Source organism: Rhizobium phaseoli (assembly GCF_010668805.1).
Taxonomy (GTDB): Bacteria; Pseudomonadota; Alphaproteobacteria; order Rhizobiales; family Rhizobiaceae; genus Rhizobium; species Rhizobium phaseoli_A.
Map to the genome: position 1 here is coordinate 598,580 of NZ_WUFT01000001.1, position 24,008 is coordinate 622,587.

25 protein-coding genes are annotated in these 24,008 nt (G+C 59.9%); all 25 read left to right on the plus strand.

Annotated elements, in window-relative coordinates; genetic code table 11:
• The first annotated feature begins 208 nt into the window (after positions 1 to 208).
• Positions 209 to 1,117 (plus strand): flagellin, encoded by a 909-nt coding sequence (locus GR197_RS03085; RefSeq protein ID WP_164006546.1) that lies wholly within the window; start codon positions 209 to 211, stop codon positions 1,115 to 1,117.
• 246 nt (positions 1,118 to 1,363) lie between these two features.
• Positions 1,364 to 2,275 carry a flagellin gene (locus GR197_RS03090; RefSeq protein WP_164006547.1) on the plus strand — a complete coding sequence of 304 codons (912 nt, stop codon included), beginning with the start codon at positions 1,364 to 1,366 and terminating at the stop codon, positions 2,273 to 2,275.
• A gap of 299 nt (positions 2,276 to 2,574) precedes the next feature.
• Entirely contained in the window at positions 2,575 to 3,537 is a 963-nt protein-coding gene (locus GR197_RS03095) for a flagellin (RefSeq protein ID WP_164006548.1), read from the plus strand.
• A 201-nt stretch (positions 3,538 to 3,738) separates the two neighbouring features.
• Positions 3,739 to 4,368, plus strand: a complete 630-nt coding sequence (locus GR197_RS03100; RefSeq protein ID WP_164006549.1) for a hypothetical protein — start codon at positions 3,739 to 3,741, stop codon at positions 4,366 to 4,368.
• Complete coding sequence (locus GR197_RS03105) at positions 4,365 to 5,717, plus strand: MotB family protein (RefSeq protein ID WP_164006550.1); 1,353 nt, start codon at positions 4,365 to 4,367, stop codon at positions 5,715 to 5,717. Before GR197_RS03100 ends, GR197_RS03105 begins: the two co-directional genes overlap by 4 nt.
• Before the next feature lie 4 nt (positions 5,718 to 5,721).
• On the plus strand, positions 5,722 to 7,017 hold the full coding sequence (motC, locus tag GR197_RS03110) for a chemotaxis protein MotC (RefSeq protein WP_164006588.1): 1,296 nt from the start codon (positions 5,722 to 5,724) through the stop codon (positions 7,015 to 7,017).
• On the plus strand, positions 7,014 to 8,447 hold the full coding sequence (locus GR197_RS03115; RefSeq protein WP_164006551.1) for a flagellar hook-length control protein FliK: 1,434 nt from the start codon (positions 7,014 to 7,016) through the stop codon (positions 8,445 to 8,447). Before motC ends, GR197_RS03115 begins: the two co-directional genes overlap by 4 nt.
• Complete coding sequence (locus GR197_RS03120) at positions 8,395 to 8,952, plus strand: lytic transglycosylase domain-containing protein (RefSeq protein WP_164006552.1); 558 nt, start codon at positions 8,395 to 8,397, stop codon at positions 8,950 to 8,952. Before GR197_RS03115 ends, GR197_RS03120 begins: the two co-directional genes overlap by 53 nt.
• Before the next feature lie 280 nt (positions 8,953 to 9,232).
• The gene (gene rem / locus GR197_RS03125; protein WP_164006553.1) at positions 9,233 to 9,904 is read left to right on the plus strand and encodes a transcriptional activator Rem; all 672 of its coding nucleotides are present in this window, start codon (positions 9,233 to 9,235) and stop codon (positions 9,902 to 9,904) included.
• A 126-nt stretch (positions 9,905 to 10,030) separates the two neighbouring features.
• On the plus strand, positions 10,031 to 11,332 hold the full coding sequence (locus tag GR197_RS03130; protein ID WP_164006554.1) for a flagellar hook protein FlgE: 1,302 nt from the start codon (positions 10,031 to 10,033) through the stop codon (positions 11,330 to 11,332).
• Between the two features lie 20 nt (positions 11,333 to 11,352).
• On the plus strand, positions 11,353 to 12,840 hold the full coding sequence (flgK, locus tag GR197_RS03135; protein WP_164006555.1) for a flagellar hook-associated protein FlgK: 1,488 nt from the start codon (positions 11,353 to 11,355) through the stop codon (positions 12,838 to 12,840).
• A 3-nt stretch (positions 12,841 to 12,843) separates the two neighbouring features.
• Positions 12,844 to 13,890, plus strand: coding sequence for a flagellar hook-associated family protein (locus tag GR197_RS03140; RefSeq protein WP_164006556.1), 1,047 nt, complete (start codon positions 12,844 to 12,846; stop codon positions 13,888 to 13,890).
• A 36-nt stretch (positions 13,891 to 13,926) separates the two neighbouring features.
• Positions 13,927 to 14,274: a flagellar biosynthesis regulator FlaF gene (flaF, locus tag GR197_RS03145; RefSeq protein ID WP_164006557.1), complete on the plus strand. Its 348-nt coding sequence runs from the start codon at positions 13,927 to 13,929 to the stop codon at positions 14,272 to 14,274.
• Positions 14,271 to 14,720, plus strand: a complete 450-nt coding sequence (gene flbT / locus GR197_RS03150) for a flagellar biosynthesis repressor FlbT (protein WP_007633262.1) — start codon at positions 14,271 to 14,273, stop codon at positions 14,718 to 14,720. The genes flaF and flbT overlap by 4 nt, the downstream gene beginning before the upstream one ends.
• Positions 14,711 to 15,163: a flagellar hook assembly protein FlgD gene (flgD, locus tag GR197_RS03155; protein WP_164006558.1), complete on the plus strand. Its 453-nt coding sequence runs from the start codon at positions 14,711 to 14,713 to the stop codon at positions 15,161 to 15,163. The genes flbT and flgD overlap by 10 nt, the downstream gene beginning before the upstream one ends.
• A gap of 89 nt (positions 15,164 to 15,252) precedes the next feature.
• Positions 15,253 to 15,519 carry a flagellar biosynthesis protein FliQ gene (fliQ, locus tag GR197_RS03160; RefSeq protein ID WP_164006559.1) on the plus strand — a complete coding sequence of 89 codons (267 nt, stop codon included), beginning with the start codon at positions 15,253 to 15,255 and terminating at the stop codon, positions 15,517 to 15,519.
• Between the two features lie 89 nt (positions 15,520 to 15,608).
• On the plus strand, positions 15,609 to 17,696 hold the full coding sequence (flhA, locus tag GR197_RS03165; RefSeq protein WP_164006560.1) for a flagellar biosynthesis protein FlhA: 2,088 nt from the start codon (positions 15,609 to 15,611) through the stop codon (positions 17,694 to 17,696).
• A complete protein-coding gene (locus GR197_RS03170; protein ID WP_164006561.1) occupies positions 17,693 to 18,445 on the plus strand; it encodes a flagellar biosynthetic protein FliR in 753 nt (250 codons plus the stop codon). The genes flhA and GR197_RS03170 overlap by 4 nt, the downstream gene beginning before the upstream one ends.
• Positions 18,446 to 18,452: 7 nt before the next feature.
• The gene (locus tag GR197_RS03175) at positions 18,453 to 18,866 is read left to right on the plus strand and encodes a hypothetical protein (RefSeq protein ID WP_164006562.1); all 414 of its coding nucleotides are present in this window, start codon (positions 18,453 to 18,455) and stop codon (positions 18,864 to 18,866) included.
• A 31-nt stretch (positions 18,867 to 18,897) separates the two neighbouring features.
• Complete coding sequence (locus GR197_RS03180) at positions 18,898 to 19,461, plus strand: rod-binding protein (protein ID WP_164006563.1); 564 nt, start codon at positions 18,898 to 18,900, stop codon at positions 19,459 to 19,461.
• A 122-nt stretch (positions 19,462 to 19,583) separates the two neighbouring features.
• Positions 19,584 to 19,949 carry a hypothetical protein gene (locus GR197_RS03185; RefSeq protein WP_164006564.1) on the plus strand — a complete coding sequence of 122 codons (366 nt, stop codon included), beginning with the start codon at positions 19,584 to 19,586 and terminating at the stop codon, positions 19,947 to 19,949.
• Entirely contained in the window at positions 19,949 to 20,488 is a 540-nt protein-coding gene (locus GR197_RS03190) for a hypothetical protein (RefSeq protein WP_164006565.1), read from the plus strand. Before GR197_RS03185 ends, GR197_RS03190 begins: the two co-directional genes overlap by 1 nt.
• A 290-nt stretch (positions 20,489 to 20,778) precedes the next feature.
• Positions 20,779 to 21,618, plus strand: coding sequence for a WecB/TagA/CpsF family glycosyltransferase (locus tag GR197_RS03195; protein WP_164006566.1), 840 nt, complete (start codon positions 20,779 to 20,781; stop codon positions 21,616 to 21,618).
• A gap of 211 nt (positions 21,619 to 21,829) precedes the next feature.
• The gene (locus tag GR197_RS03200) at positions 21,830 to 23,638 is read left to right on the plus strand and encodes a succinoglycan biosynthesis protein exop (protein ID WP_164006567.1); all 1,809 of its coding nucleotides are present in this window, start codon (positions 21,830 to 21,832) and stop codon (positions 23,636 to 23,638) included.
• 120 nt (positions 23,639 to 23,758) lie between these two features.
• Positions 23,759 to 24,008: tetrahydrofolate dehydrogenase/cyclohydrolase catalytic domain-containing protein (locus GR197_RS03205; RefSeq protein ID WP_348643237.1), on the plus strand; the 250-nt coding region annotated here is incomplete at its 3' end.

Consider the following 24,008-nt stretch of genomic DNA (forward strand, 5'->3'; position numbering starts at 1 on the left):
TAAAAACTCTTCTAAGTGTCAGATATTTTTAAGTAATTTCCAATTTGGATTTAGCTTTCCTTAACCATCTTGGTGTTTTCTAGGCCCATCGAAACGGCGAGTTAACCTTAACAAAAAATGGTTAGCAGGCATGATGCTGATCGCTGTGGGCCGGCCGAAAATCCGGAATGTCCCTTCTTAAAATCTGCCAACAAGGGGCAAGCAAACTATGACGAGCATCAACACCAATAATGCTGCAATGGCAGCCCTCCAGACTCTCCGTGGCATCAACCAGGGTCTCCAGGAAACCCAGGCTCACGTTTCGTCCGGCTATCGCGTCGGCAAGGCATCCGACAACGCGGCTTACTGGTCGATCGCAACGACTATGCGTTCGGATAACAAGGCACTTTCTGCCGTTTCCGACGCTCTCGGCCTCGGCGCCGCCAAGGTCGACACCGCTTACTCCGCCATGGACAGCGCCATTGACGTCGTCGGCGACATCAAGGCCAAGCTGGTTGCCGCCACTGAAAACGGTGTCGACAAGGCCAAGGTCCAGGAAGAAGTCAGCCAGCTGCAGCAGCAGCTGCTCAGCATTGCTCAGTCGGCTTCCTTCTCCGGTGAAAACTGGGTGGCCGGCGCTGACGGCACCAAGAACGTCGTTGCCTCCTTCGTCCGCGACGGCTCCAACGCCGTGTCGGTCGTGATGACCGACTACGTTCTCGACGACAGCTCTGCGGGCAACGTTCTGTTTGGCATGAGCGGCGGGGCGGTCGATACCGCCACGGGTATTCTCGGCACCTCGAATGGTTCGAACGCCTCTATCTACGCGATGGACATCACCAACTTCACCCTCGGTGACATCCAGACGGCTCTGACCAGCGTCGAATCAGCTCTGAAGGCCATGACCAGCGCCGGCGCTGCTCTCGGCTCGATCTCTAAGCGCATCGAACTGCAGGAAAACTTCGTGTCCGCACTCAGCGACTCGATCGACTCCGGTGTCGGCCGTCTCGTCGACGCCGACATGGAGGAAGAATCTTCCAAGCTCAGCGCCTTGCAGACCCAGCAGCAGCTGGCCGTCCAGTCTCTGTCGATTGCGAACTCCTCTTCGCAGACCATCCTCACGCTGTTCCGCGGCTAATAACCGCAGAAAACATCGGCCCGCCGGTCTCCGGCGGGCATCCAGCAACAAGCCGCGCTTCTATGGAGCGCGGTTTTTTTAATGTCCGTTAACGATCGATTAACCATAATGCTGTCTTCTCAGGTCAACGAGACGGTGGGTTAACCAAATCTAAGAATCGGTTAACAGGCATGAGGCTGGTCCCCGTTCCCGGTAACGTTCCGGAATGTCCCTTTTTTCCATCTGCCGACAAGGGGCAATCATTTCATGACCAGCATTTTGACCAACGTCGCGGCCATGGCCGCGCTTCAGACACTCCGCGGAATCAATGACGGCCTCGAGGCTACGCAGAACCGCGTATCGTCGGGCTACCGTGTCGAAAAAGCGTCCGACAACGCCGCTTATTGGTCGATCGCAACGACCATGCGTTCCGACAACAAGGCGCTCTCCGCCGTCTCCGACGCTCTCGGTCTCGGCGCCGCCAAGGTCGACACCGCGTACTCCGCCATGAGCAGTGCTATCGACATCATCAGCGAAATCAAGGCGAAGATCGTTGCCGCTACCGAAAAGGGCGTCGACAAGGCCAAGGTCCAGGAAGAAATCGGCCAGTTGCAGCAGCAGCTGCTCAGCATTGGGCAATCGGCTTCCTTCTCCGGGGAAAACTGGGTTGCCGGCGCCGACGGCACCAAGAGCGTCGTTTCCACTTTCGTACGCGACGGCAGCGGCAATGTCTCGGTCAAGACGACGGACTACGTCCTCGACACGAGCTCTCAGGGCAACGTTCTCTTCGGCATGACCTCGACCGGTACGATCGAGACGACCTCCGGGATTATCGGCACATCATACGGCACAATCGGTTCGATCTACTCGATGGACATCACCACCTTCGGCTCGGTTGAGATCTCCATGGCGCTGACGTCGATCGAGGCCGGCCTGGACTCGATGACCAAGGCTGCATCGCAGCTCGGCTCGATTTCCACGCGCATCGAACTGCAGGAAAATTTCGTCAGCTCCCTCAGTGATTCGATTGACTCGGGCGTCGGCCGCCTCGTTGACGCCAATATGGAAGAGGAATCGAGTAAGTTGACGGCGCTTCAGACACAGCAGCAACTGGCCATTCAGTCGCTGTCGATCGCCAACTCCAGCGCGCAGAACATCCTCACGCTATTCCGCAGCTAAGCCAGGCGCTGAAGCTGGACCGAATCTTGCGCCATCGTTCGGCAGCAAGCAAAAAGCCTCCCGGACCGCGCCCGAAACGGCGCGGTTCTTTCTTTTATATCAACAGCTTGCCTGCTATCGTGATCAGTGCGGCGAGTTCGGCGCCGCGCTCTTGCCGAACGGGTTGATATCGAGTTAACCTCGCTTTGAGTTGATTTGCTTTGCGACACGCCGGTAGAAACGCTGCCGGAGGCATGACGCCATTTTAGTCGCCGCCGGCAATCCGGCCTGCCCTTTTACCTTACTCCGAGAGCCTGTCGATGACCGTTAAGATTACCAGCGCGGCCGCGGTGAATGCGCTTGCGGTGCTGCGCAGCATCAACAAAGAAGCCGGCCAGACCCAGCAGCAAGTGTCCTCGGGATATCGTATCGAGACGGCCGCCGACGATGCATCCTACTGGTCGGTTGCGACCGTCATGCGCTCGGACAGCACCAATCTCGGGACGATCGGGGATGCGCTCGGTCTCGGCGCGGCCAAGGTGGACTCGACCTACACGGCGATGAATTCGGCGATCGATCTCATGGGCCAGATTCGCGCCAAGCTGGTGTCGGCAAGAGAGCCGGGCACCGACAAGGACAAGATCAACGCCGAGATCAGCGAATACAAACAGCAACTGCAGACGGTCGTTGAATCGACCTCGTTTGCGGGCGAGAACTGGCTGCTGAACGGCAATACCACCGCGCCCCCGACATGGTCGGTGATCTCAAGCTTCGTGCGCGCTCCGACCGGCGAATATCAGGCCCGGACCATCGATTTCCCGTCGTCGCAGACCATCCTCATCGACGAGAACAATGCGAGCGGTGGCCTGTTTACCAAGGCGGTCGACGCCAATGCGATCAACAACAGCGGCGCGACGGCGCGCAACTACTACTTGCTGAACGCCAACTCGGCCACGCCGGCGGCAGGGACGGAAATTGCGATCGGCCAGAATACGACCGATGCGCAGCTCACCGATATGCTTGATGTGACCGACTCGCTGCTCTCCTCGCTGACGACGACGGCTGCTTCGATCGGCGTGATGAAGACGCGTATCGACGATCAGATAGATTACACGGCCGATCTCGCCGATTCGATCGACAAGAGCGTCGGTGCGCTCGTCGATACCGACATGGACGAGGCTTCGATCCGGCAGAAGGCGATCGAAACCCAGAAGCAGATGGCTGTCGAAGCAATCTCGATCCTCAACACGGCTTCGAGCAAGATTCTGATTCTGCTGGAATAAAGGTGAGCGCGATCGCGGGTGGCGGCGCCATTCATCCTCGCGCAAGTTTGACTTCCTAGTTTCCGGCATGAAGGCATCGTCCGAATCCGTGCCGGCGCAAGGTGAAGCCCTTGCCCGTTTCGAAGCGACATGCCGGCGCGCAAGGTCGTTTTGAGCGGGGGTGGATATGCTGCATGCCTCCCGAATGCTGGATGGTTTCTTATGAGCATTACGCTTTCCCGGTATTTGAAGGATTTCGGTGAACCGGAACCGTCAGCGCCGATTATCGACATCGACGATTTCGGCGGCGACGGCTTTCCCGAAATGCCGAGCGAACCGCCAATCGACGTCGAGGTGGAGCGTCGCGAAGCCTATGCGCAAGGTCATGCCGCGGCCACCGCTGATTTGACCGAGAAATACCAAGCCGAAGTGCGGACGTTGGCCGAGGTCCATGCACGTGAGCTCGAGGAGCTGAAGCTTCGCTACGAAGTCGAGGCGGCGGCGGTCATTGGCTCCCGAATCCGCGATATCGCCGAAGAGGTCGCACAGCTGGTCAGCGCCGGCGCCGCCGTTGCCTTAGCGCCTGTGATGACCGAAGCGCTGGCCGCCAAGGCTGCCGAAAGCCTCGCCGTTCTGCTGCGTGACGCGATCCTCGAGGGGGCTGCCGGCCCGATTGTCGTCCGCGGGCCGACCCGGCTTTTCGAACTCCTAACGGCCGAACTCGGCGAACATGCCGGGGCGGTTCGACACGTTGAGACTGACGATATCGATCTTGCCGTCGAAATCGGTGAATCCGTCATCGTCACCCGTATGTCCGCCTGGGCGGCCAGCTTGAAGAAAGTTCTCGAATGAGCGAAGGCGAAAACCACCACCACGGCAAGAACGAGATCATCATCGTCAAGAGACATGGCGGCGGTGATCACGATGGCGCCCATGGCGGTGCGTGGAAAATTGCCTATGCCGACTTCATGACGGCGATGATGGCGTTCTTCCTGGTCATGTGGCTGGTCAACGCCGCCAATGAGGAGACCAAGGCCTCGGTCGCGACCTATTTCAATCCGATCAAGCTCTCCGACGAAAAGCCGACCGAAAAGGGACTGAAGAAGCCCGTCGACAACGCCGAAGGCGAGGAGAAGCAGGAAAAGTCGAAACAGAAGGAAGAAAATCCGAACGACGGCAAATCGGCGGCGGACGGTGACGACCAGACATCGACATCAGGCGACCAGACCAATTATTCCGAGGCCGATTTCTTCGAAAATCCTTATTCGGTTCTCGCCGAAATCGCGCAGGAAGTCGGCCAGCAGGCCAATGTCAGCGCCAAGGGCGATGGCGGTGCCGCCGATTCCGGCCCGGCCACCGGCGCCGATGGCGGCGAGGCCTATCGTGATCCCTTCGATCCGGATTTTTGGACGAAGCAGGTCGAGGTCACGACAGCCGGCAAGTCCGCCCCTCCGGGCAAGAACGACGAGCAGGCGGCCGAGAGCGGGACAACCGAGATCGCCAAGGTCGAGGATATGAAGCCGATACCGCTGACCACCGATCAGAAGGTCGTCGCTCAGGAAACCAAGGAAAACAAAGACTTGGTCGAGGCCAGGGACGGCAAGGCGCCGGATGACAAAAAGCCCGGCGACAAGAAGGCTGGGGATAAGAAGGCTGGCGATAAGAAGGCCGAAGCGCAAAAGGACGCCGATCATCAGAAGGATGCCGACAAGAGCGCGGCCGAGACCGAGCAGCAGCAGAAGGAAGCCGAGCAGTTGCAAGAGCAGATCGCCCAGCAGATCGGCGGCGTCGCCGGCAAGCTTGCCGAAGGCCTGACTGTGACGGCATCCGAAGGCGGATTGCTGGTCAGCATCTCCGACCAGAACGACGATTCGATGTTCAATATCGGTTCTGCGGTTCCACGCCAGGAGATGGTGCTCGCCATGGAAAAGATCGGCGCGATCCTCAAGGAGAGGGGTGGCGCGGTCGCCATCCGCGGCCACACGGACGGGCGCCCCTACAAGGGCGGACAGAATGAGAACTGGCGGCTTTCGATGGACCGCGCCCAGAGCGCCTATTACATGCTCGTGCGCGGCGGGTTCGACGAGAAGCGCATCTCCCAGGTCTCGGGCTTCGCCGACCGTCGGCTGAAGCTGCCGTCCGACCCGTTCAATGCGACCAACCGCCGGATCGAGATTCTGGTGCAGGCGGATCATGGATAACAGGATGGCGCGTCGGCAGCATCGCTATGTCGGATTTGTGGCCCTCGGCTTGGCGTTGCTTTCGTCGGCCGCAGGCAGGGCGCAGGATCAGGACGATCTCGAGCCGTACAAGATGATGCGGTCGCTGCAGTTCGTGCAGGATTCCGTGGTCTCCGGCGATCATTCGGCCGGTGAGATGCAGCGCTTCATGCTGAGCACGATCGACGAGCGGTTGCGCAGCGTCGATACATCGGTCTTCGATGACGACCGCAATGTCGACGCAGCGCTGATCTACGCGATGAGCGGCGGCAATCCGCAAACGCTGGAATATCTGATCGCCCACGACGTCAACGGATATTTCGACAACCGTGTTACCGATGTGCTCAGAAAATATCTGAGCGGCAAGGGGCTGCTCGTCGCCAAGACGCTGGAGGAAACCGCCAGGGAATACCGCGACAAGAAGATCGGCCCTTACCTCGCACTGATCGGCGGCAACGTGCTGATTGCGACGAAGCCGACTGATGCACTGGATCTCTACGACCAGGCGCGCCTTGCTGCGCCGGGTACGATCGTCGAGGAAGCGGCGCTGCGCCGCTCGGTCGCCATCTGCGTCGACAAGGGCATGCTCGACAGGGGAATGGCCTATTCTCAGCGTTATATCAGGCGCTTCCTGCATTCGCCCTATGCCAGCCAGTTCGCCGATCTTTTCGTCACGCTCGTCGTCGGCCACGATCACGACGTGAAGCCACAGGATGTCATCGACATCCTGTCCTTCATGGACCCGCCGCGCCAGCGCGAGGTCTATCTGCGCATCGCCCGCGCTGCCGCGATCGCGGGTAAGCCGGAGCTGGCCCACATGGCGGTCGAGCGTGTGCAGTCGCTTGGCGGCGGCACCGACAATGCCTTCGGTCCGCTGGCGAATTTCTATGGCGGCATGGCCGGCCTTCCCACCGAGGATATCGACCGGGCGGCGAAGAATGTCAGCGACATCGCCGGCAACACGCTTTCACCGCGCGATCAGGCGCTGCAGGACGCGGCGCGATCGGTTGCCGAGCAGATCCTGCGCGCTCCCGACCCGGCAAGCCTGACGCAAGTCTCAAACCCTAACACATCTAATCAAGAAATCACTTCTGAAAAGGCTGCGGCTATAGTGACGCAACCGGGAGCGCCAGGCGCGCTTCCCGAGCCTGTTCCGGGAGGTGTGGCATCGACTGGCCAGAGCCAGGGTACCGACCCCTCATTCAACGCATTTGTGACGACCAATCGGTCCAAGCTCGACGAGATCGACGGTCTTCTGGCGCAGGAAGGCAACGAACAATGATGGATATGAGCGTTTCCGGCGGAGCCGCCGGTGCGGAGTCCGCCGCGATTGCGAAATCTGCGCGACCGACCGGAAAAGACGATGCGGCCGGCCAAAAGAATGGCTTCTCCGACGCGCTTGCCAAGGCAAGCGGCGGTACCGCCAATGACGACGCCGACGATGCGCAGCCGGATCAGAGTGCGGTTGCTGATGGCAGCGCCGAGAAAGTGGCGCGGACGATCCGCGGCCGCAACAGCGCAAAACCGTTGATCGATCTCGGCGACGCCGCGCTGAAGGCGCAGGCTGGGGTGCAGCCGGAAACGATCGCCAATGCCGAAAAGGTCGCGGCAAAGCCTGGAAAGGCCGCGGTCAAAATGCCGGCGGATCTTGCCTTCGGCAAGCTCGACCCAAAGGACCGCTCGGCAGACGAGGTCGTTCAGGCAGCCAAGGGCGGCAAACACGCTAGGGCCGACGCGTTGGACACCGACACGGACAAGGACGGCGACGATGATGACGGCGGCATTTCCGATGTCCTCGGCTTGCTGAAGCAGGAACCGACCGACGGGGCGGTCGCTTTATCGACGGCAGCAGGCGCGCATCACACCTCCGCCAAAGCCGGTGAAGTCAAACCTGACGGCAAGAAGCTCGATGGTATCGAAGCCAAGGCAGGCGGCCATGCGTCGGACGCCCTGGCGGCCGTCAGCGGCAAGGCGGATGACGTCAAGGTTCCCGGATCGGAGAATGCCGAAGCCGCCGACGGCAGGACGTTCAGGATCAGCCGCGCCGATGGCCGAGGCGTGTCGATGGATGTGCACCTCGGCACCGATCAGGCCGGGCCGAAGGACGGCTCGAAGAAGGCCGATGTTGAAAATGTTTCGGTCCTTGAATCGCGCCGCTATATCGGCCTGATGCAGAATTCGAATTCCGCGTCCGTCACTGCCGCTCTCTCCGGAGATTCCGAATGGGCGCGTGCCATGGAGCCGAGCTCGGCACTCTCCAACGCGGCTGAATGGACGAGCACCGGCAAGGTGGTCAATACGTTGAAGATCCAGATGAACCCGCTCGATCTCGGCTTGGTGACGGCGACCATGCGCCTGTCCGGTGATGCCCTCAACATCGACCTCAAGGTCGAAACCGGCGCGGCGTATCGTCAGATGAAGGAAGATCACGGCAAGATTCTCGAAGCTCTGCGCAGCCAAGGCTACGCCGTCGACAACGTCACCATCAGCATGGCGCCGGTCGAGCGTAGCGACGCCGGCAACCAGGCCGGCAGCCAAAGCCAGGCCTCCCAGCAGCAGTCGCTCCCTCAGCAGGGGCAGGGCGGCGAGGCGCGCGAGCGCCACAATCAGACGACACAGCGGACGGATGGGGGCTTCAATGGCGCAGGCGAGACCGGTATTGAAGACGCTTCTGCTGGCCGTAGCGGCGGCGCTGGCGGCGTTTACCTCTGAGGCGGTCGCCTCTACCGGTGCCTGCGAGCGCGAAATCCAGTCCGCAGCTGCCAAGTACGGCATCCCGGAGGGCATCCTCTATTCGGTCGGGCTGACGGAGACCGGACGCAAGGGCTCGCTTTATCCCTACGCCATGAACGTCGAAGGCAAGGCGATCTTTCCGCCCTCGGAGCAGGATGCAATGAGGCAGTTCGATGTCGCCCGCAGCGGCGGCGCCAAGCTCATCGACATCGGCTGCATGCAGATCAACCACTATTATCATGGCGAAAATTTCGGCTCGGCCGAAGATATGTTCGACCCGCATCGCAATGTGGAGTATGCGGCGAAATTCCTGCGCAACCTGCATGACCGTCACGAGACATGGACAATGGCGGTAGCAAGATACCACGCAGGCCCCAACAACGACCCCGCGCAGAAGCAATATGTCTGCCGCGTTATCGCCAATCTGGTCGCTACGGGCTACGGCAAGTGGACTCCCAATGCGAGTAACTTTTGCCGAAATTGACTCAACTAAAGATGGAAGTGGCCTATTGTGACGAAACTGTGTCACAATATGGCAGGAATCCGGCATGAATCACCTGCGCAAGTCTTAATTAAGAGACCGTTAACTTTTCCACGAAATTTTGGTGTGCATAAACCGTTCCACCCACTAGATATAGATCAAATCGCCACACGGATCTTAATCAATTATTAGTTTCTGCCATTAACTTTAACGAGTTGTCGCCGATTCGTGCGATTCGTACCCATGGATCATCGAAGTGCCACACTGATTCGGAGGCGGACGAATGATCGTCGTGGTTGATGAGCGTGAGCTCGTAAAAGATGGATACACATCTCTGTTTGGCCGTGAGGGCATTCCCTCCACCGGCTTTGATCCGACGGAATTTGGCGAGTGGGTACAGACCGCTGCCGATTCCGATATAGCGGCAGTCGAGGCCTTCCTGATCGGTCAGGGTCAGCGTAACTACGAACTGCCCCGGGCGATCCGGGACCGGTCGATGGCGCCGGTGATTGCGGTCAGCGACCAGCACTCGTTGGAAAACACCCTTGCACTGTTCGATTGCGGCGTCGACGACGTGGTGCGCAAACCGGTGCATCCTCGCGAAATCCTCGCAAGGGCGGCTGCGATCCGGCGCCGGCTGAAGGCGATCGCCAACTACACCGAGATCGGCGGGATCCGTGTTTTCTCGGATGGTCGTGACCCCGAGATCAACGGCGAAGTCTTCGCGCTTCCCCGGCGCGAGCGCCGTATCCTCGAATATTTGATCGCCAATCGCGGTCGCCGGGTTACCAAGACCCAGATCTTCAACGCCATCTACGGCATCTTCGATGAAGAGGTCGAGGAGAACGTCGTCGAAAGCCACATCTCGAAGCTGCGCAAGAAGCTGCGCAAAAAGCTCGGCGTCGATCCGGTCGATTCCAAGCGCTTCCTTGGTTACTGCATCGATTGGTCCTGATTTTTCCGGCCGGGCGGCGGCGCCCGGCTGAACCTCGATATTGGCCTCGCAGCGCGCCATCACAGACAGCTTCACGCAAGGCCCGACAAATACTCTCGAGCTTAACAGGTAAAACGAGGTTTTCAGATGAGCATTTTCGGCAGCATGAAGACGGCAGTATCGGGGATGAACGCACAGGCGAACCGCCTCAGCACCGTCGCCGACAATATCGCCAACGTTAACACCTCCGGCTACAAGGCGGTGTCGACGAGCTTCTCGTCGCTGGTCCTGCCTTCCTCGGGCGGCAACTACAACTCCGGCGGCGTTCAAAGCTCGGTCCGCCAGGCCGTCTCCGACCAGGGCGATATTTCCTACACCACTTCGAGCACCGACCTTGCGATCTCGGGTGACGGCTTCTTCATCGTCCAGGGCGCTGACGGCACGCCGGTTCTGACCCGCGCCGGCGATTTCCAGAAGGACGATGAAGGCAATCTCGTCAACGCCGCCGGCTTCCAACTGATGGGCTATTCCTACGACTCTGGCTCTCCAGCCGTCGTCGTCAACGGCTTCGACGGCCTCGTTCCCATTAACGTTACTCAGGATGGCCTGACCGCCATCGCCTCGACATCAGGGGTCTTCAAAGGCAACCTCGATTCCAACGCCAAGGTCGCTCCGGTTGCTCCTGCGACGCTGCCGAGCGCCAACCTCGCCACCACGACAACCGACACCAAGAAGGTCTCGATGGTGGCCTATGACCGCCTCGGCAATAAGGTGATGTACGACTTCTATTTCACCAAGACCTCAGTCGCAGCAGCCCCGCCGCCGGCACCTCCGGCTACGGCTGCCAGCTGGCAAGTGTCGATGTTCCGTAACGCCGATGCTGCGGTGGGCGGCAACACCTCTTTCCCCTACACGACTGCCTCTGTCGGCACCGGAACACTCAACTTCGACGCCAACGGCAAATTGACCACGGGCGGCGCCGTTAACATCGTCGATCCGGTGACCGGACAGACGATCGCCATGGATTTCTCCGCTTTCACGCAGCTCGGCGCCGACTTTTCCGGTACCGGTACGCCGAACGGCCAGGCGGCGACGCCGGTCAAGGATGTCACGATCGACGGCGACGGCATCGTCTATGCCAAGTATGAAGACGGCAGCACCAAGCCGCTCTACCGTATCCCGCTGGCAAACGTGGCAAGCCCCGACAAGCTGACGCTGATGAGCGGCAACGTCTACAGCGCCAACGGCCAGTCGGGCGTGACCGTCACGGGCTTCCCGCAGACCAACGGCCTCGGCACAATCAAGTCGGGCGCTCTCGAAGGTTCGAACGTCGACCTCGCCGGCGAGTTGACCGAGATGATCGAATCGCAGCGCAGCTATACCGCCAATTCCAAGGTCTTCCAGACGGGTTCCGACATCATGGACGTTCTCGTCAACCTCAAGAGATAAGCAGGGGTAACGAGTAAGCCATGTCGCTCACATCCGCACTTAATACCGCGCAGAACATATTCAACAATACCGGCACGCAGAGCAGTGTCGTATCGAACAATATCTCGAATGTGGGCAACAAAGATTACGTGCGCCGGCAGGCGATGCTCACCACGTCCTTGAACGGCGCGCAGGTCGTCAAGATCGACCGGGCACAGGAAGATGCCCTGTTGCGGCAATATCTGAAGTCCTCCTCTCAGGACAGCGCCCAGCAGGCCCTGCTCGGCGGTCTCGAGGACCTCAAGTCGATCATGGGTGGCAACGACTATGAAACGTCGCCATCCACCTATCTCGGGGTTTTCCAGCAGAAGCTTCAGGCTTTTCGCACGACGCCGGGCAGCACCGTCGCCGCCCAAGGCGCCATCACTGCCGCCCAGGACGTTGCCACCTCGCTGAACAACGCGTCGAGTTCCGTTCAGGACGTCCGCGCCAACGCCGACAAGCAGATCGCCACCAATGTCGATACGCTGAATACGCTGCTTAGCCAGTTCGAGAAGGCCAACAATGCGGTGAAGACCGCCACGGCCTCGGGTGCGGATGCCTCAGGCGCTCTCGACGAACGTGAGAAGGCTCTCAAGCAGATTTCGCAGATCGTCGGCGTCAACACGACGACACGCGACAACAATGACATGGTGCTGAGCACCTCCGACGGGACAATCCTTTTCGAGACGGTCCCGCGAAAGGTGACGTTCAAGTCTCAGGATGTCTATACCGCCACCACTCTCGGCAATTCGGTTTATATCGACGGTGTCGCACTTCCGCGCGGCAGCGGATCGACGACGACGGCGCAGGGGAGCCTCCAGTCGCTGCTCCAAGTCCGCGATGAGATCGCCCCGAACTTCCAGAAACAGCTCGACGAAATCGCCCGAGGCATGGTTTCGCTCTTCAAGGAGCAGAACACGGCAGCCGGGCCGACCTATGTGCCCGGCCTCTTTACCTGGAGCGGCGGCACGGTCGATACCGGCGCCACCGCGGTTGCAGGCATGGCGGCGACCATCACCGTCAGCAGCCGCGTTATCACCTCGCAGGGCGGCGATCCCATGCGCCTGCGCGATGGCGGCGTCAACGCCAACGGCCTCGTCCTCAATCCCACCGGCCTCAGCGGTTATACGACGGAACTCGATCGCCTCTATACGGCGCTGGGCTCTGACATCGATTTCGACCCGGCAGCAGGACCGGCGGTCGGTTTCGACGCTACGACGGGCATCGATTCCAACGTCAGCATCATGGAATATGCCACCAATTCCCTCGGCTGGCTCGAACAGTACCGCAGCAACGCCACGACGGCGGCGGAGAACACCTCGGCGGCGCTGTCGCGCTCCGACGAAGCCTATTCCAATGAGACCGGCGTCAATCTCGACGAGGAACTGACGCTGCTCCTCGACATAGAGCAGTCCTACAAGGCAGCGACCAAGATCCTTAACGCTGTCGACGAAATGCTGAAGTCATTGCTGGATATTGCGAGTTAAGCCATGAAGAGCTCATTTATTTCAAGTTCGGCCATTCAGAACGCGATGCGGTTGACAATCCGTCAGGCGCAGAACCAGATGACCAAGGCAACGATGGAAGCAACGACGGGAGTCTATGCGGATATCGGTGTCTCGCTCGGCGGCAATGCCGCCAGAAGCGTCGACTTCAGCCGCGAGGTCGACAGGATAGACTCGATCAAATCAAGCAATTCCCTGGTCACCGCCCGGATGGAATCCTCGCAGCTCGGCCTTTCCAAGATGAAGGACGTCGGCGACGGGCTCGTTTCGAAGCTGACAGCGCTCCAGGGCAGCCATGATCCCGGCAGCATCACCGTCGCCATCCAATCGGCGACCAGCGCTCTGTCCACCATGATGGACACGGCCAATACCATGGTGAACGGCGAATATCTGTTCTCGGGCATCAATACCGATGTGCAGCCGCTGACGGACAAGACGGCGGCGACGAGCGCGGCCATCGTTACACAGTTGAACACCTATGCGACGGGCCTCGGCAAGCCGGTCAGCGCTCTCACCGGCACCGAGATGAGCACCTTCATCACGACGACGGTGGAGCCGATGTTCAGCCAGGCAAACTGGACCAATGCGACGACCGGTTGGTCGCAGGCATCGAACCAGAACATGACGAGCCGGATCAGCAACTCCGAAGTGATCGAATCCTCGACCAACGCCAATTCCGAAGGCATGCGCTACATGGCGCTCGCCTCGGTGATGACCTCGGCGCTGCTCGGCCAGAACCTCAGCAGCGATGCGATGAGCACGGTGTCGAAGCAGGCGATCACCTACACGACGAAGGCGACCAGCGGCCTCGTGACCCAGGCAAGCCAGCTCGGCCTTTCCCAGGAGCGCGTCAAGAAGTCCAACGACGCCCTCGACGCCCAGTCGAACATCATCAAGAACAAGCTCGTCGATCTTCAGGGCGTTGATCCCTACGAAGCCTCGACCCTCGTCAAGACTTTGGAAACACAGCTTGAAACGGCTTACACGATCGTCTCGAAGATCCAGCAGTTGAGTCTCGTAAACTACCTTTGATGAGCAAAGGCGCGCAGTATAAAGAAGGATGCATGAATGTATCAGTTCTCATATGCCGAAGTCATGCAGGACTCGGTGGCCGACGCGAAAGAGCGGGAATGGCAGGTTCTTGACCGGTCCATAGACCTGCTGTCGTTGGCGCGCGAAAAGGAAAAATACGGCCGAGAAGCCATCGAAGCGCTGTTCTATACGCGCCGAGTGTGGATCAGTTTCATCGAAGATTTGAAACATCCCGACAATCAGCTGGAGATCCAGCTCAGGGCCAACCTCATCTCGATCGCGATCTGGATATTGAAGGAATGCGACAGGATCCGAAAACGTCTGTCGAATAACTACCAGGGCATCATCGACGTTACCACCATCATCAGGGATGGACTTAAATGAAAAGTACACTTCGCATTTCTCTGAAAGCCGGAGAAAGAATCTTCATCAACGGCGCCGTCCTGCGCGTCGACCGCAAGGTCGCGCTGGAATTCCTGAATGATGTGACGTTCCTTCTCGAAAACCACGTCCTCCAGCCGGAAGCGGCCACCACGCCCCTACGTCAGCTCTATTTCATCGCGCAGATGATCCTCATCAATCCCGAGGGCAAGGACCACTCGACGGCGATGTTCCGCAAGTCGATTACCATGCTGCTCAGTTGCTTCAAAAACGAGGAAATCCTCGCGGAACTGAAGCGCATCGATGCGCTCGTCTCGACCGGCCGCGCTTTTGATGCGTTGAAGGCGATCCGCGGCCTCTATGCGATCGAAGACAATATCCTCAACAACCACGAAATGCCGCCGACGATGGTCGAGCAGATTCGCAGGGAGATTGCACCATGGCGGTAGATGCAACATCAAGCGTGACCAACACGAGCACGACGAGCACGACGAATTCGGCCCAGCAGAAAGCGACGCTGAACTACGACAATTTCCTTCAGCTGCTTATCGCGCAGATGAAGAACCAGGATCCGACCGACCCGGTCGATGCCAGCCAGCAGATGTCGCAACTGGCAAGCTTCTCGCAGGTCGAGCAGACGATCCAGACCAACACCAAGCTGGACACATTGCTATCCAGCTCCAGCCTTACCCAGGCCAGCAGCTACGTCGGCAAATACATGGAAAGCGCCGACGGCACCGTCAAAGGCATCATCGATTCCGTCAAAGTTTATTCCGACGGCGTCATTGCGACGACTAAGGATGGGGGTAAGATACTCGTGCAGGCGGGAATCACTGTTGCCAGCCAGGCGCCGGCCACGACGACCACGACCAGCGACAGCACTGATACCTGATACCGCGGCGCCGTCGCGTCGGGTGATACCAACCAACAGCGGCCCGGCCATGGCGGGGCTGCTTCGAGGCGATATGAGGTTGCCTTCAGATGAATGAAGCTGATGCATTGGATCTGTTTCAGGCCGCGATCTGGACCGTCCTGATTTCCGCCGGTCCCGCCGTCATCGCCGCAATGGTGGTGGGTCTTATCATTGCCTTGATCCAGGCGCTGACCCAAGTGCAGGAAGCGACGCTGACCTTCGTGCCGAAGATCGTCGCGGTGCTGATCACCGTCGGCGTCACAGCACCCTTCGTCGGCTCGCAGATCTCAATTTTCACCAATCTGGTCTTCTCGCGCATCCAGTCCGGCTTCTGAGCCACCTTCGCGCAAGCTTCGCCATTTAACTCTCGATCCGAATTGGGCGGACTGTAGTCCTCCTCCTCTCATGAAGAGACGGAATCGTTATGGCGCAACCACCTGCATTACCCCTTCCGAAAGTCGCCCCGGGCCTGCGCGATGTCGGTTTTGCCCTCGGCATCATCTTCATCATCTGCATTCTCTTCCTGCCGATCCCGCCATTCCTCATCGACATGGGGCTGGCCTTCTCGATCGCCTTCTCGGTGCTGATCCTGATGGTTGCGCTGTGGATCCAGAAACCGCTCGATTTCTCCTCTTTCCCGACCATTCTGCTGATCGCGACGATGACCCGGCTGGCGCTGAACATCGCGACGACCCGCGTCATCCTGTCCCACGGCAATGAAGGCCACGACGCGGCGGGTGGCGTCATCGCTGGTTTCGCAAGCCTGGTGATGTCTGGCGACTTCGTCATCGGTCTGATCGTCTTCCTGATCCTCATCACCATCAACTTCATCGTCATCACCAAGGGCGCCACGCGCATCGCCGAAGTCGGCGCTCGTTTCACGCTCGATGCCATTCCCGGTAAGCAGATGTCGATTGACGCCGATCTTTCGGCCGGCATCATCGACGAGAAGGAAGCCCAGCGCCGGCGCAGGGAGCTCGAAGAGGAAAGCTCCTTCTTCGGTGCGATGGACGGTGCTTCGAAATTCGTGCGTGGCGATGCCGTCGCCGGCCTTATCATTACCGCCATCAACGTCTTCGGTGGCATCATCATCGGCTATTTCCGCCACGGCATGCCGATCGGCGAAGCGGCCGACGTCTTCGTCAAGCTCTCCGTCGGCGACGGCCTCGTCTCGCAGATGCCGGCTCTGATTGTCTCGCTCGCCGCCGGCCTTCTCGTTTCTCGCGGCGGCACCACCGGCTCCACCGACCAGGCAGTCGTCAATCAGCTCAGCGGTTACCCTCGTGCGCTTTCCGTCTCGGCCGTGCTGATGTTCATCCTGGCGTTGATGCCGGGCCTGCCGTTTGTCCCTTTCACGATCCTCGGCGGTCTTCTCGCCTTCGGCGCCTGGTTCATACCGCGTAAGGTCGAGGCTGAAAACAAGCTTCGCCGCGAGCAAGAGGAAAATAAGGTCGTCCAAAGCAAGGAACTGGAAAAGGATTCGGTCAAGGCGGTACTGCGCACCTCGGAGATCGAGCTCGCACTCGGCAAGATGGTCTCGACGCGCCTGCTCGGCGCCCACCAGGAACTCGCCTTCCGCGTCGGCAAGATGCGCAAGAAGTTCGCCACGCAATACGGCTTCGTTGTGCCAGAGATCAAGGTCACCGACGATATTGCCATCGCCGAGAAGTCGTACCAGATCCGCATTCACGGCACGACGGTTGCCTCCAACCTGCTGCGCGTCGGCGAAGTCCTCGTCGTCACCGGTGCCGGCCGCCGGCCGAGCATCCCCGGCGACGAAATCCGCGAACCCGCCTTCGGCATGCCTGCCGTCTCGATTCTCGAAAACTTCACCGATGATCTGAAACGCGAGGGCTTCCAGCCGATCGACAATGTCTCTGTCGTGCTGACCCATATGAGCGAGGTCATCCGCAACAACCTTCCGCAGCTTCTGTCCTACAAGGACGTCAAGGTTCTGATCGACCGGCTCGATCCCGAATACAAGAAGCTCGCCGACGAGATATGCTCGTCGCACATGTCCTATTCGGGCCTGCAGGCGGTGCTCAAGCTTCTGCTTGCCGAACGCGTGTCGATCCGCAACCTGCACCTCATTCTCGAAGCAGTGGCCGAGCTCGCGCCGCATGTCAGAAAGACCGAGCAGATCGTCGAGCATGTCCGCATCCGCATGGCCCAGCAGCTCTGTGGCGACCTCGCCGACAACGGCGTGCTGCGTGTCCTCCGGCTGGGTAGCAAATGGGATCTCGCTTTCCACCAGGCATTGAAGCGCGACGCCAAGGGCGAAGTGATCGAATTCGACATCGATCCGCGCAGCCTCGAGGAGTTCAGCGAGCAAGCCACCAAAGTTATCCGTGAGTTCATGGATCGCGGCCTGCCATTCGTACTTGTCACGTCGCCGGAAACACGCTCCTATGTGCGCATGATCATCGAACGGCTGTTCGCCACGCTCCCGGTCCTGTCGCATGTCGAACTGGCCAAGGGCATCGAGATAAAGATTTTGGGCTCTATTTCATGATAACAGACCCGCAAGGGACCGTTCTCGCGCTGTTTCTGGTTTTCTGCCGGATCGGTGGCTGTGTGCTGGCTCTTCCGGGTTTTTCCTCGGCGCGCGTGCCCGACCAACTGCGCGTCTTCATTGCCGGCGCGCTCTCGATCTCTGTCATGCCGCTGCTCTGGGACACTGTCTATCCGGCCGTTCACACCGGTTCCGGAACCTATATCGGCCTGATCGTCAGCGAATCGCTGATCGGCGTGATGTACGGCATGCTGGCAAGGATCTACACGCTCGGCATGCAGTTCGCCGCCTCGATCCTCGCCATGATGGTAGGCTATTCCCAGCCGGGCTCCGCCGACATCCTCGAAGATACGCCTGAGACCAGCCTTTCTGCCTTCGTCACCTTTGCCGGCATCATGATCCTGTTCATCATGGATTTTCATCACATCGTCTTCCGCGCGCTGATCGATTCCTACACGACCATGCCGTTCGGCGGCCTGATGCAGATGCGCGCGACGCTGATCTCCTTTGCCGACACGCTGGAGCAGACCACCTACATCATGCTGCGGCTGTCGAGCCCGTTCTTGATCTACGGCCTGATCTTCAACGTCTCGATCGGCTTCATCAACAAGTTGGCGCCGCAGATCCCGGTTTACTTCATCTCAACGCCCTATCTGCTGATGGGCGGGCTCTTCCTGATATATTTCTCGATTGCGGCGATGGTCAGCCAGTTTGGCCAGTCCTTCGGCTCGATCTATATCGGGCGATGAGGCTGTCATGATCGAAAGGAACCGCTCCCAGAAGCTCAAGCGATTGCTCTCGGTGCAGCGGCATATCGAAAGGATGGCCGAGAACGATCTGGCAGAAACCAGCCGCCAGCGCGTCGAGGTCAATGCGGCGATGGACGATGTCATCCTCGCGCTCGGCTCGATGGACCCGGTCCACCACGCCTTCTCGCAGAATTACGCCGATCGATTCGGCAGGCTCAGCATCAAGGACCAGCAGCTGATAGGCATGCAGCAGGTCCACGAGATGCGGCTGGCGCGCGAGCGCGCCAAGGGCGACCGTTTCGAAGAAGGCATGAAAGAGGCCCTCGAGGCCGAGCGCCGCGAGGCCGATGACAATGCCGTCTACGATGTCATCGATCAGCAATTCGCAACACCAGCCTCCAGCAAGCTTCGAAACCCATAGTCGTTACGATCTTAATTTAGAGGATTGTAACGTGGCTATTTCGCCCCCCAGTGACCTGGTCCTGGATGTTGTCAAAGCTGCCGACCCCATGGAGGTTCAGGCAGCCCAGGAAAAATTGAAGGCAAATCGTGCGGCCTTTGCTGCAACGAGCCTCGCCGAGAACGGCAAGGGCTTCGCCAATACGGTTGATGTTCTCGATCATATCGGCCAGAAGAGCGGCCTCAACAACATCCAGAACCGCACCAAGGCTGAGGAAGTGCCGGAGAGCTACCGGAAATTTGAGGCCATGGTTCTGCAGAATTTCGTCAAGAACATGCTGCCGAGCGAAAGCGACGACGTCTACGGCAAGGGCGCGACCGGCGATATCTGGAAAGGCATGATGGCCGAGCAGCTCGGCAACGTCATGGCCAAGGGTGACGGCATCGGCATCGCCAAGCAGATGTACAGCGAGCAGCTGCGCAGGCAGGAAGGCAAGATCGTCAATGCTTCGACCGACAAAGACGACCGCAACGTAGCGCTCAGCATGATCGACGATTTCCAGCGCAAGACATTTGGCACGCCGACCGCCGAAGCCAAGACCGATAAAACAGGATGAATCAGGCGCGTTGGCCTAAAATGTGAATCTTGTTCTCAATCAGATAGTTAGAGCATGATGTCGTCCGAAAGCCGCGCACACTTTTCGGCATCTTCTCTAAACGACGCATAACCGGGGGTACCATGGAAATAGTTTCGAACGAATACAGGATCAAATCCGTTCTCGGACGCCTCGAAATGATCATCGACAATGAGAACACCCGGATCGGCAACGACCCGCAGTTCGATCTCAAGGTCTCCAATGCGCATAAAAGCCGCTGCCTTTACGAGCTGTCCATGCTGTTCCGCGACACCGAGCCGGCCGAGCTCGCCGCTGCCCATCTCGATCAGCTGCACGGCCTGAAGAAGAAGCTGGTTCTCAATGCCCGTCGTGTCGAGGCGCACCTCGAAGCGGTTCGCGCTGTCGCTGACCTCCTGAAGAACGCCGTCCAGGACGCCGATGCCGACGGGACCTATTCCCAGGAACAATTCGCCGTGCGTGGAAACTGATGATCAAGCTCGTCCTCACCGGTGTCTGGGTTTGCGCCATCACCTTGGCATCGGTCTATTTCTCGGTGTACTTGGCGACCGCGCCCGCGCCCGCGGCAACGGATTCCAAGCAGAGCGCGCTCGAACTGGTGAAGGGTGAAACGATCACGGTGCCGATCATCGGTAACGGCGCGGTGACCGGCTACTTTCTTGGCCGCGTTTCCTTCATGATGAACAAGGAGATGCTGAAGGGCGTGACGCTGCCGCTGGCCGAGATGACGACGGACGAGCTTTTCAGCCTGCTCGTCGGCAACAAGATGGTCGATATCGCCCACATCAAATCCTTCGATCCAAAGGGCTTCCGCGAAGAGATCAAGAAGGGCATGAACGAGCGCCTCGGCGGCGAGTATGTCGCTGACGTGATGCTGGAGCAGCTCGACTATCTCTCCAAGGAAGATGTCAAGCAAAGCTCCGCCGGGCAGCCGAAGAAGATGGGCACACCTGTCAAGATTGTCGAGACCGCACCGGCCGGTGAAGCGCCGGCGCCAGCCGCCCACTAGGGATTATTTTATCATCGACGAAAAACGGCGCCGCAGGGCGCCGTTTTTCGTTGGCACGTGTGGTTAATGAACCACTTATACGCGCATAGAAATTCAAGGAATTTTCCTAAGGGTTGTTTGAAACCGTCCTGTTATATCAGGTGTCACAGCTTGGCGTGTGCCGCTTCCCGAAATCGGGGCGGCGCCGTCCGGGCGGGACGCGCCCGGTCCTTTCGAGACCTCCGGTGCGGAATTATGGGCTTGTTTTCCGGGATGTCGGGCGCATGCAGCACCCTCGGCAGGAGGTAGGAATGAATCTGATTGCAAACTTCGCGGTGCTCGCATCGCGGCGGACGATCTTCGATCTGCCGGTCTGCGATCTCGGCTGGGACGACGCCCTCGTTTTCATCAACGAGCTGGCCTCCATTCCCGTCGGCCAGACCGTGGTTTGCTTCGTCAACGCCCACAATATGCTGACCGCGCTTCACGACGACGAATATTACCGGATCATGTCGCACAATCTGGTGCTGCCGGATGGCATCGGCCTGAACATCGCATCGCAGATCGCCCATGGTGCGCCGTTTCCCGCCAATCTGAACGGCACCGATTTCGTCCCGGCTTTCCTGACCTTCATGGAGGCTCCACGCCGCATCGGCCTCATCGGCGGCACACGTTCGGTCGTCGAGGCGGCGGCGGAAAATTTCCGCCGGCATACACCCTGGCATGAATTCGTCGTCGTTTCCGACGGTTATTTCGACAAGGTCGATTCGACTGAGGTCACCGAGGAGATCGAACGCCAGAAGCTCGACATTCTGATCGTCGGCATGGGAACGCCGCTGCAGGAAAAATGGGTCCACGACAATATCCGTGCCGATCATGCGCGCCTGGTGCTGACGGTCGGCGCTCTGTTCGACTTCGTCTCCGGCGCCGTCCCGCGCGCGCCGAAGACGGTGCGGATGATGCGAATGGAATGGGCTTATCGCCTGCTGCAGGAGCCGACGCGCCTTTGGCGCCGCTACATCGTCGGCATCCCGATCTTTCTTTTCCATGTCCTGCGCTACCGCTTCCGCCGGCGCGAAAGGATCCTGAGCTATCCGGAGGAGCAGGTGACCGTACTGCAGCCGCAGTCAGACCAAAAGAAAGCGAGCTGACGCTGCAGCGTTGCGCGTCCTTTCGGGCGCTGTCGCACCTTGGAATGTCGTATAATTTTAGCCTTGGATCGATTCCGATTTAAGGAATGATGCATAATTCTTACACGCTGCGGTTAACCATTTCTTTGCCATGAAGATTTAGACTGGATTAATCATCTGCATCCGTGCGGATGATTAAATTCTGCCATCATGTGCATGAGATGTGGCGCAAATGTACGATATCAGGGCCAGAAGCAGCTTTCACGATCGCGCAGCCACCCGGCTTGCGGCGCCTGCGCCGGCGCGCGCCCATGACGATCTCTACGGATTGCCCCAAGGATTGCCCCGGTCGAACCGGTCCGATATCGCGCCGCCCGAGGCCGAACTGCTGCGCGCCATCGGCCGCGCGCTGGAAGAGCAGCGCGCAAAAGCGGCGCCCACGGCGCCGCTGGTTGATCGCATCGAGACCATCCTTGGTAATCGCCTGCGGGCCGCCAACGACGTTGGCCACGCGCTTCTTCAGCAACAGGCGCACAGTGAACAACCGGCTGCTCCGGCCAGCGAACCGATGTTCTCGCCAGAACCGCTGGCAGCGCTCGTTAACGAACCGGCCGGCCCCCGCCCGGCGCCGCCACGGCGGCGCGTCGGCGGCATTGGTCTTGCAATGATAGTGACCGCTGCGACGATGATCGGCGCCGGCCTGCCGGCACTGATGCCGGCTTCACCAGCCCTCTACCGCGCAGAAGCGACGCTTGTGGTGAAGACCGATGCCGCAAGCCGGGCCGCTTTCACAGAGGCTGCAGCGAAAGGGCTGATGTCGGCGCGGGTGGTTGCTTCGACGGTCGCCGCCCTGAAACTCGATCACGATCCCGAATTTGCCGGCCCCAGAGCCAATGCGTTTGGCGTTGCGCTCGATCTCCTCTCGGCGACCGGGGCTGCTGCCGATCCGGCTTCGCGCGCCGAGGCAGCGTTGAAGCATGCTGTGGAGATACTACCCGATGCCGCCGCCGGCACGATCCTCGTCAGGGTGACGACCGGCGACAGCGGCAAATCCATGCGCATTGTCGCAAGGCTTGCCGGAGCGGTTTCCCCGGCAGATGGACCCGGCGGCAACACCGCAACCGACGCCGCCTTGCGCAAGGCCTATGACGAGGCGAAGGCGGAACTGACCGCCTTCACGGCAAAGAGCGGCGAGGGCAACGTCAAGGTGGCGGTCGATCTTCGCCGTCAGATCGACGGGCTCGATGCCGATCTGAAAGAGGCCGACCAGACTATCCTGGACGCCAAGGCGCAGGCCGACCGGTTGAAAGCCGCAAAACTTGCCGGGGTGCTCGACGGTTCGTTGCCCTCCGACATGCTTTCGCCGGCGCTGCAGGACTGGCGCGACAAATATGCGGTCGCCAAGACAGCGCTTGCGCAGCTTTCGGCCGAGCTTGGCCCGCGCCATCCGCGCCTCTTGCAGCAGCAGGCCGAAACCGATGGTCTGAAGGAGAATATGGGCAAGGAACTGACCCGTCTTGCCCAGACCGCCAATGTCGCCGCCAAGGCCGCCGTCGATGCGCGCAAGGCCTTGAACGACCGCCGCAACACCCTGATCGCTCAAAGCCGGGATACCGGTGTCGATCTTTCCCGGCTGACCGAGCTCAGCGACAAGGCGGCCGCCGCGCGTGCGCGCCTGGAAGATTCGGCTTCGACGTCGCCGGCAACGGGCGCCGACGGCCAAATCACTCTCATGAAGCCGGCGCTGGCAACGGCGGTATCGGCGCCCGACGGCCTGACCGGCGGCTCGCTGGCCGGCGCTGCCGCGGGTCTCGCCGCCGGCCTTGCTGCGGCTCTCCTGCTGCGCCTGCGTAAACCCGTGGCCGCGGCCGAAGAGGACATGCCGCTATCTCCATCGCTGTCCCAACCGCTGTCTTCGCTGCCGCCGGCACCGCAACCGGTCCCGACCGAGGTCGACGAGATGGAGGCGCTGCGCTCCGAAATCTCCGGCCTGCGCGACCGGCTTCTTGTTCATGGCCTCGACGCGCGGCAGCTGCGCTGAACGGTCATTTCCTTGCATTTTTGATATTGCCTTGCTGCTTTCCGACAGGATAGGGCGTTAGCGGGCATTTGACGCTCGCCGACTATCCATAGATTGACGCGAAACAGGGCGGAGAGACGCGTGGCGACAGTAATCGACGGCAAGAACGTAGCTGCATCGGTCATTCAGACGGTCAAGAGTGCGACGGCAGCGCTGGAAAAGAGCAGCGGCGTCACCGCCGGCCTTGCGGTCGTCATCGTCGGTGACGATCCGGCAAGCCACGCCTATGTCGGCTCGAAGGGCCGCATGGCCAAGGAATGCGGTTTCAAATCCGTCCAGCACACGCTGCCGGCCGAGACCAGCCAGGAGGAGCTGGCAGCCCTCGTCGCCA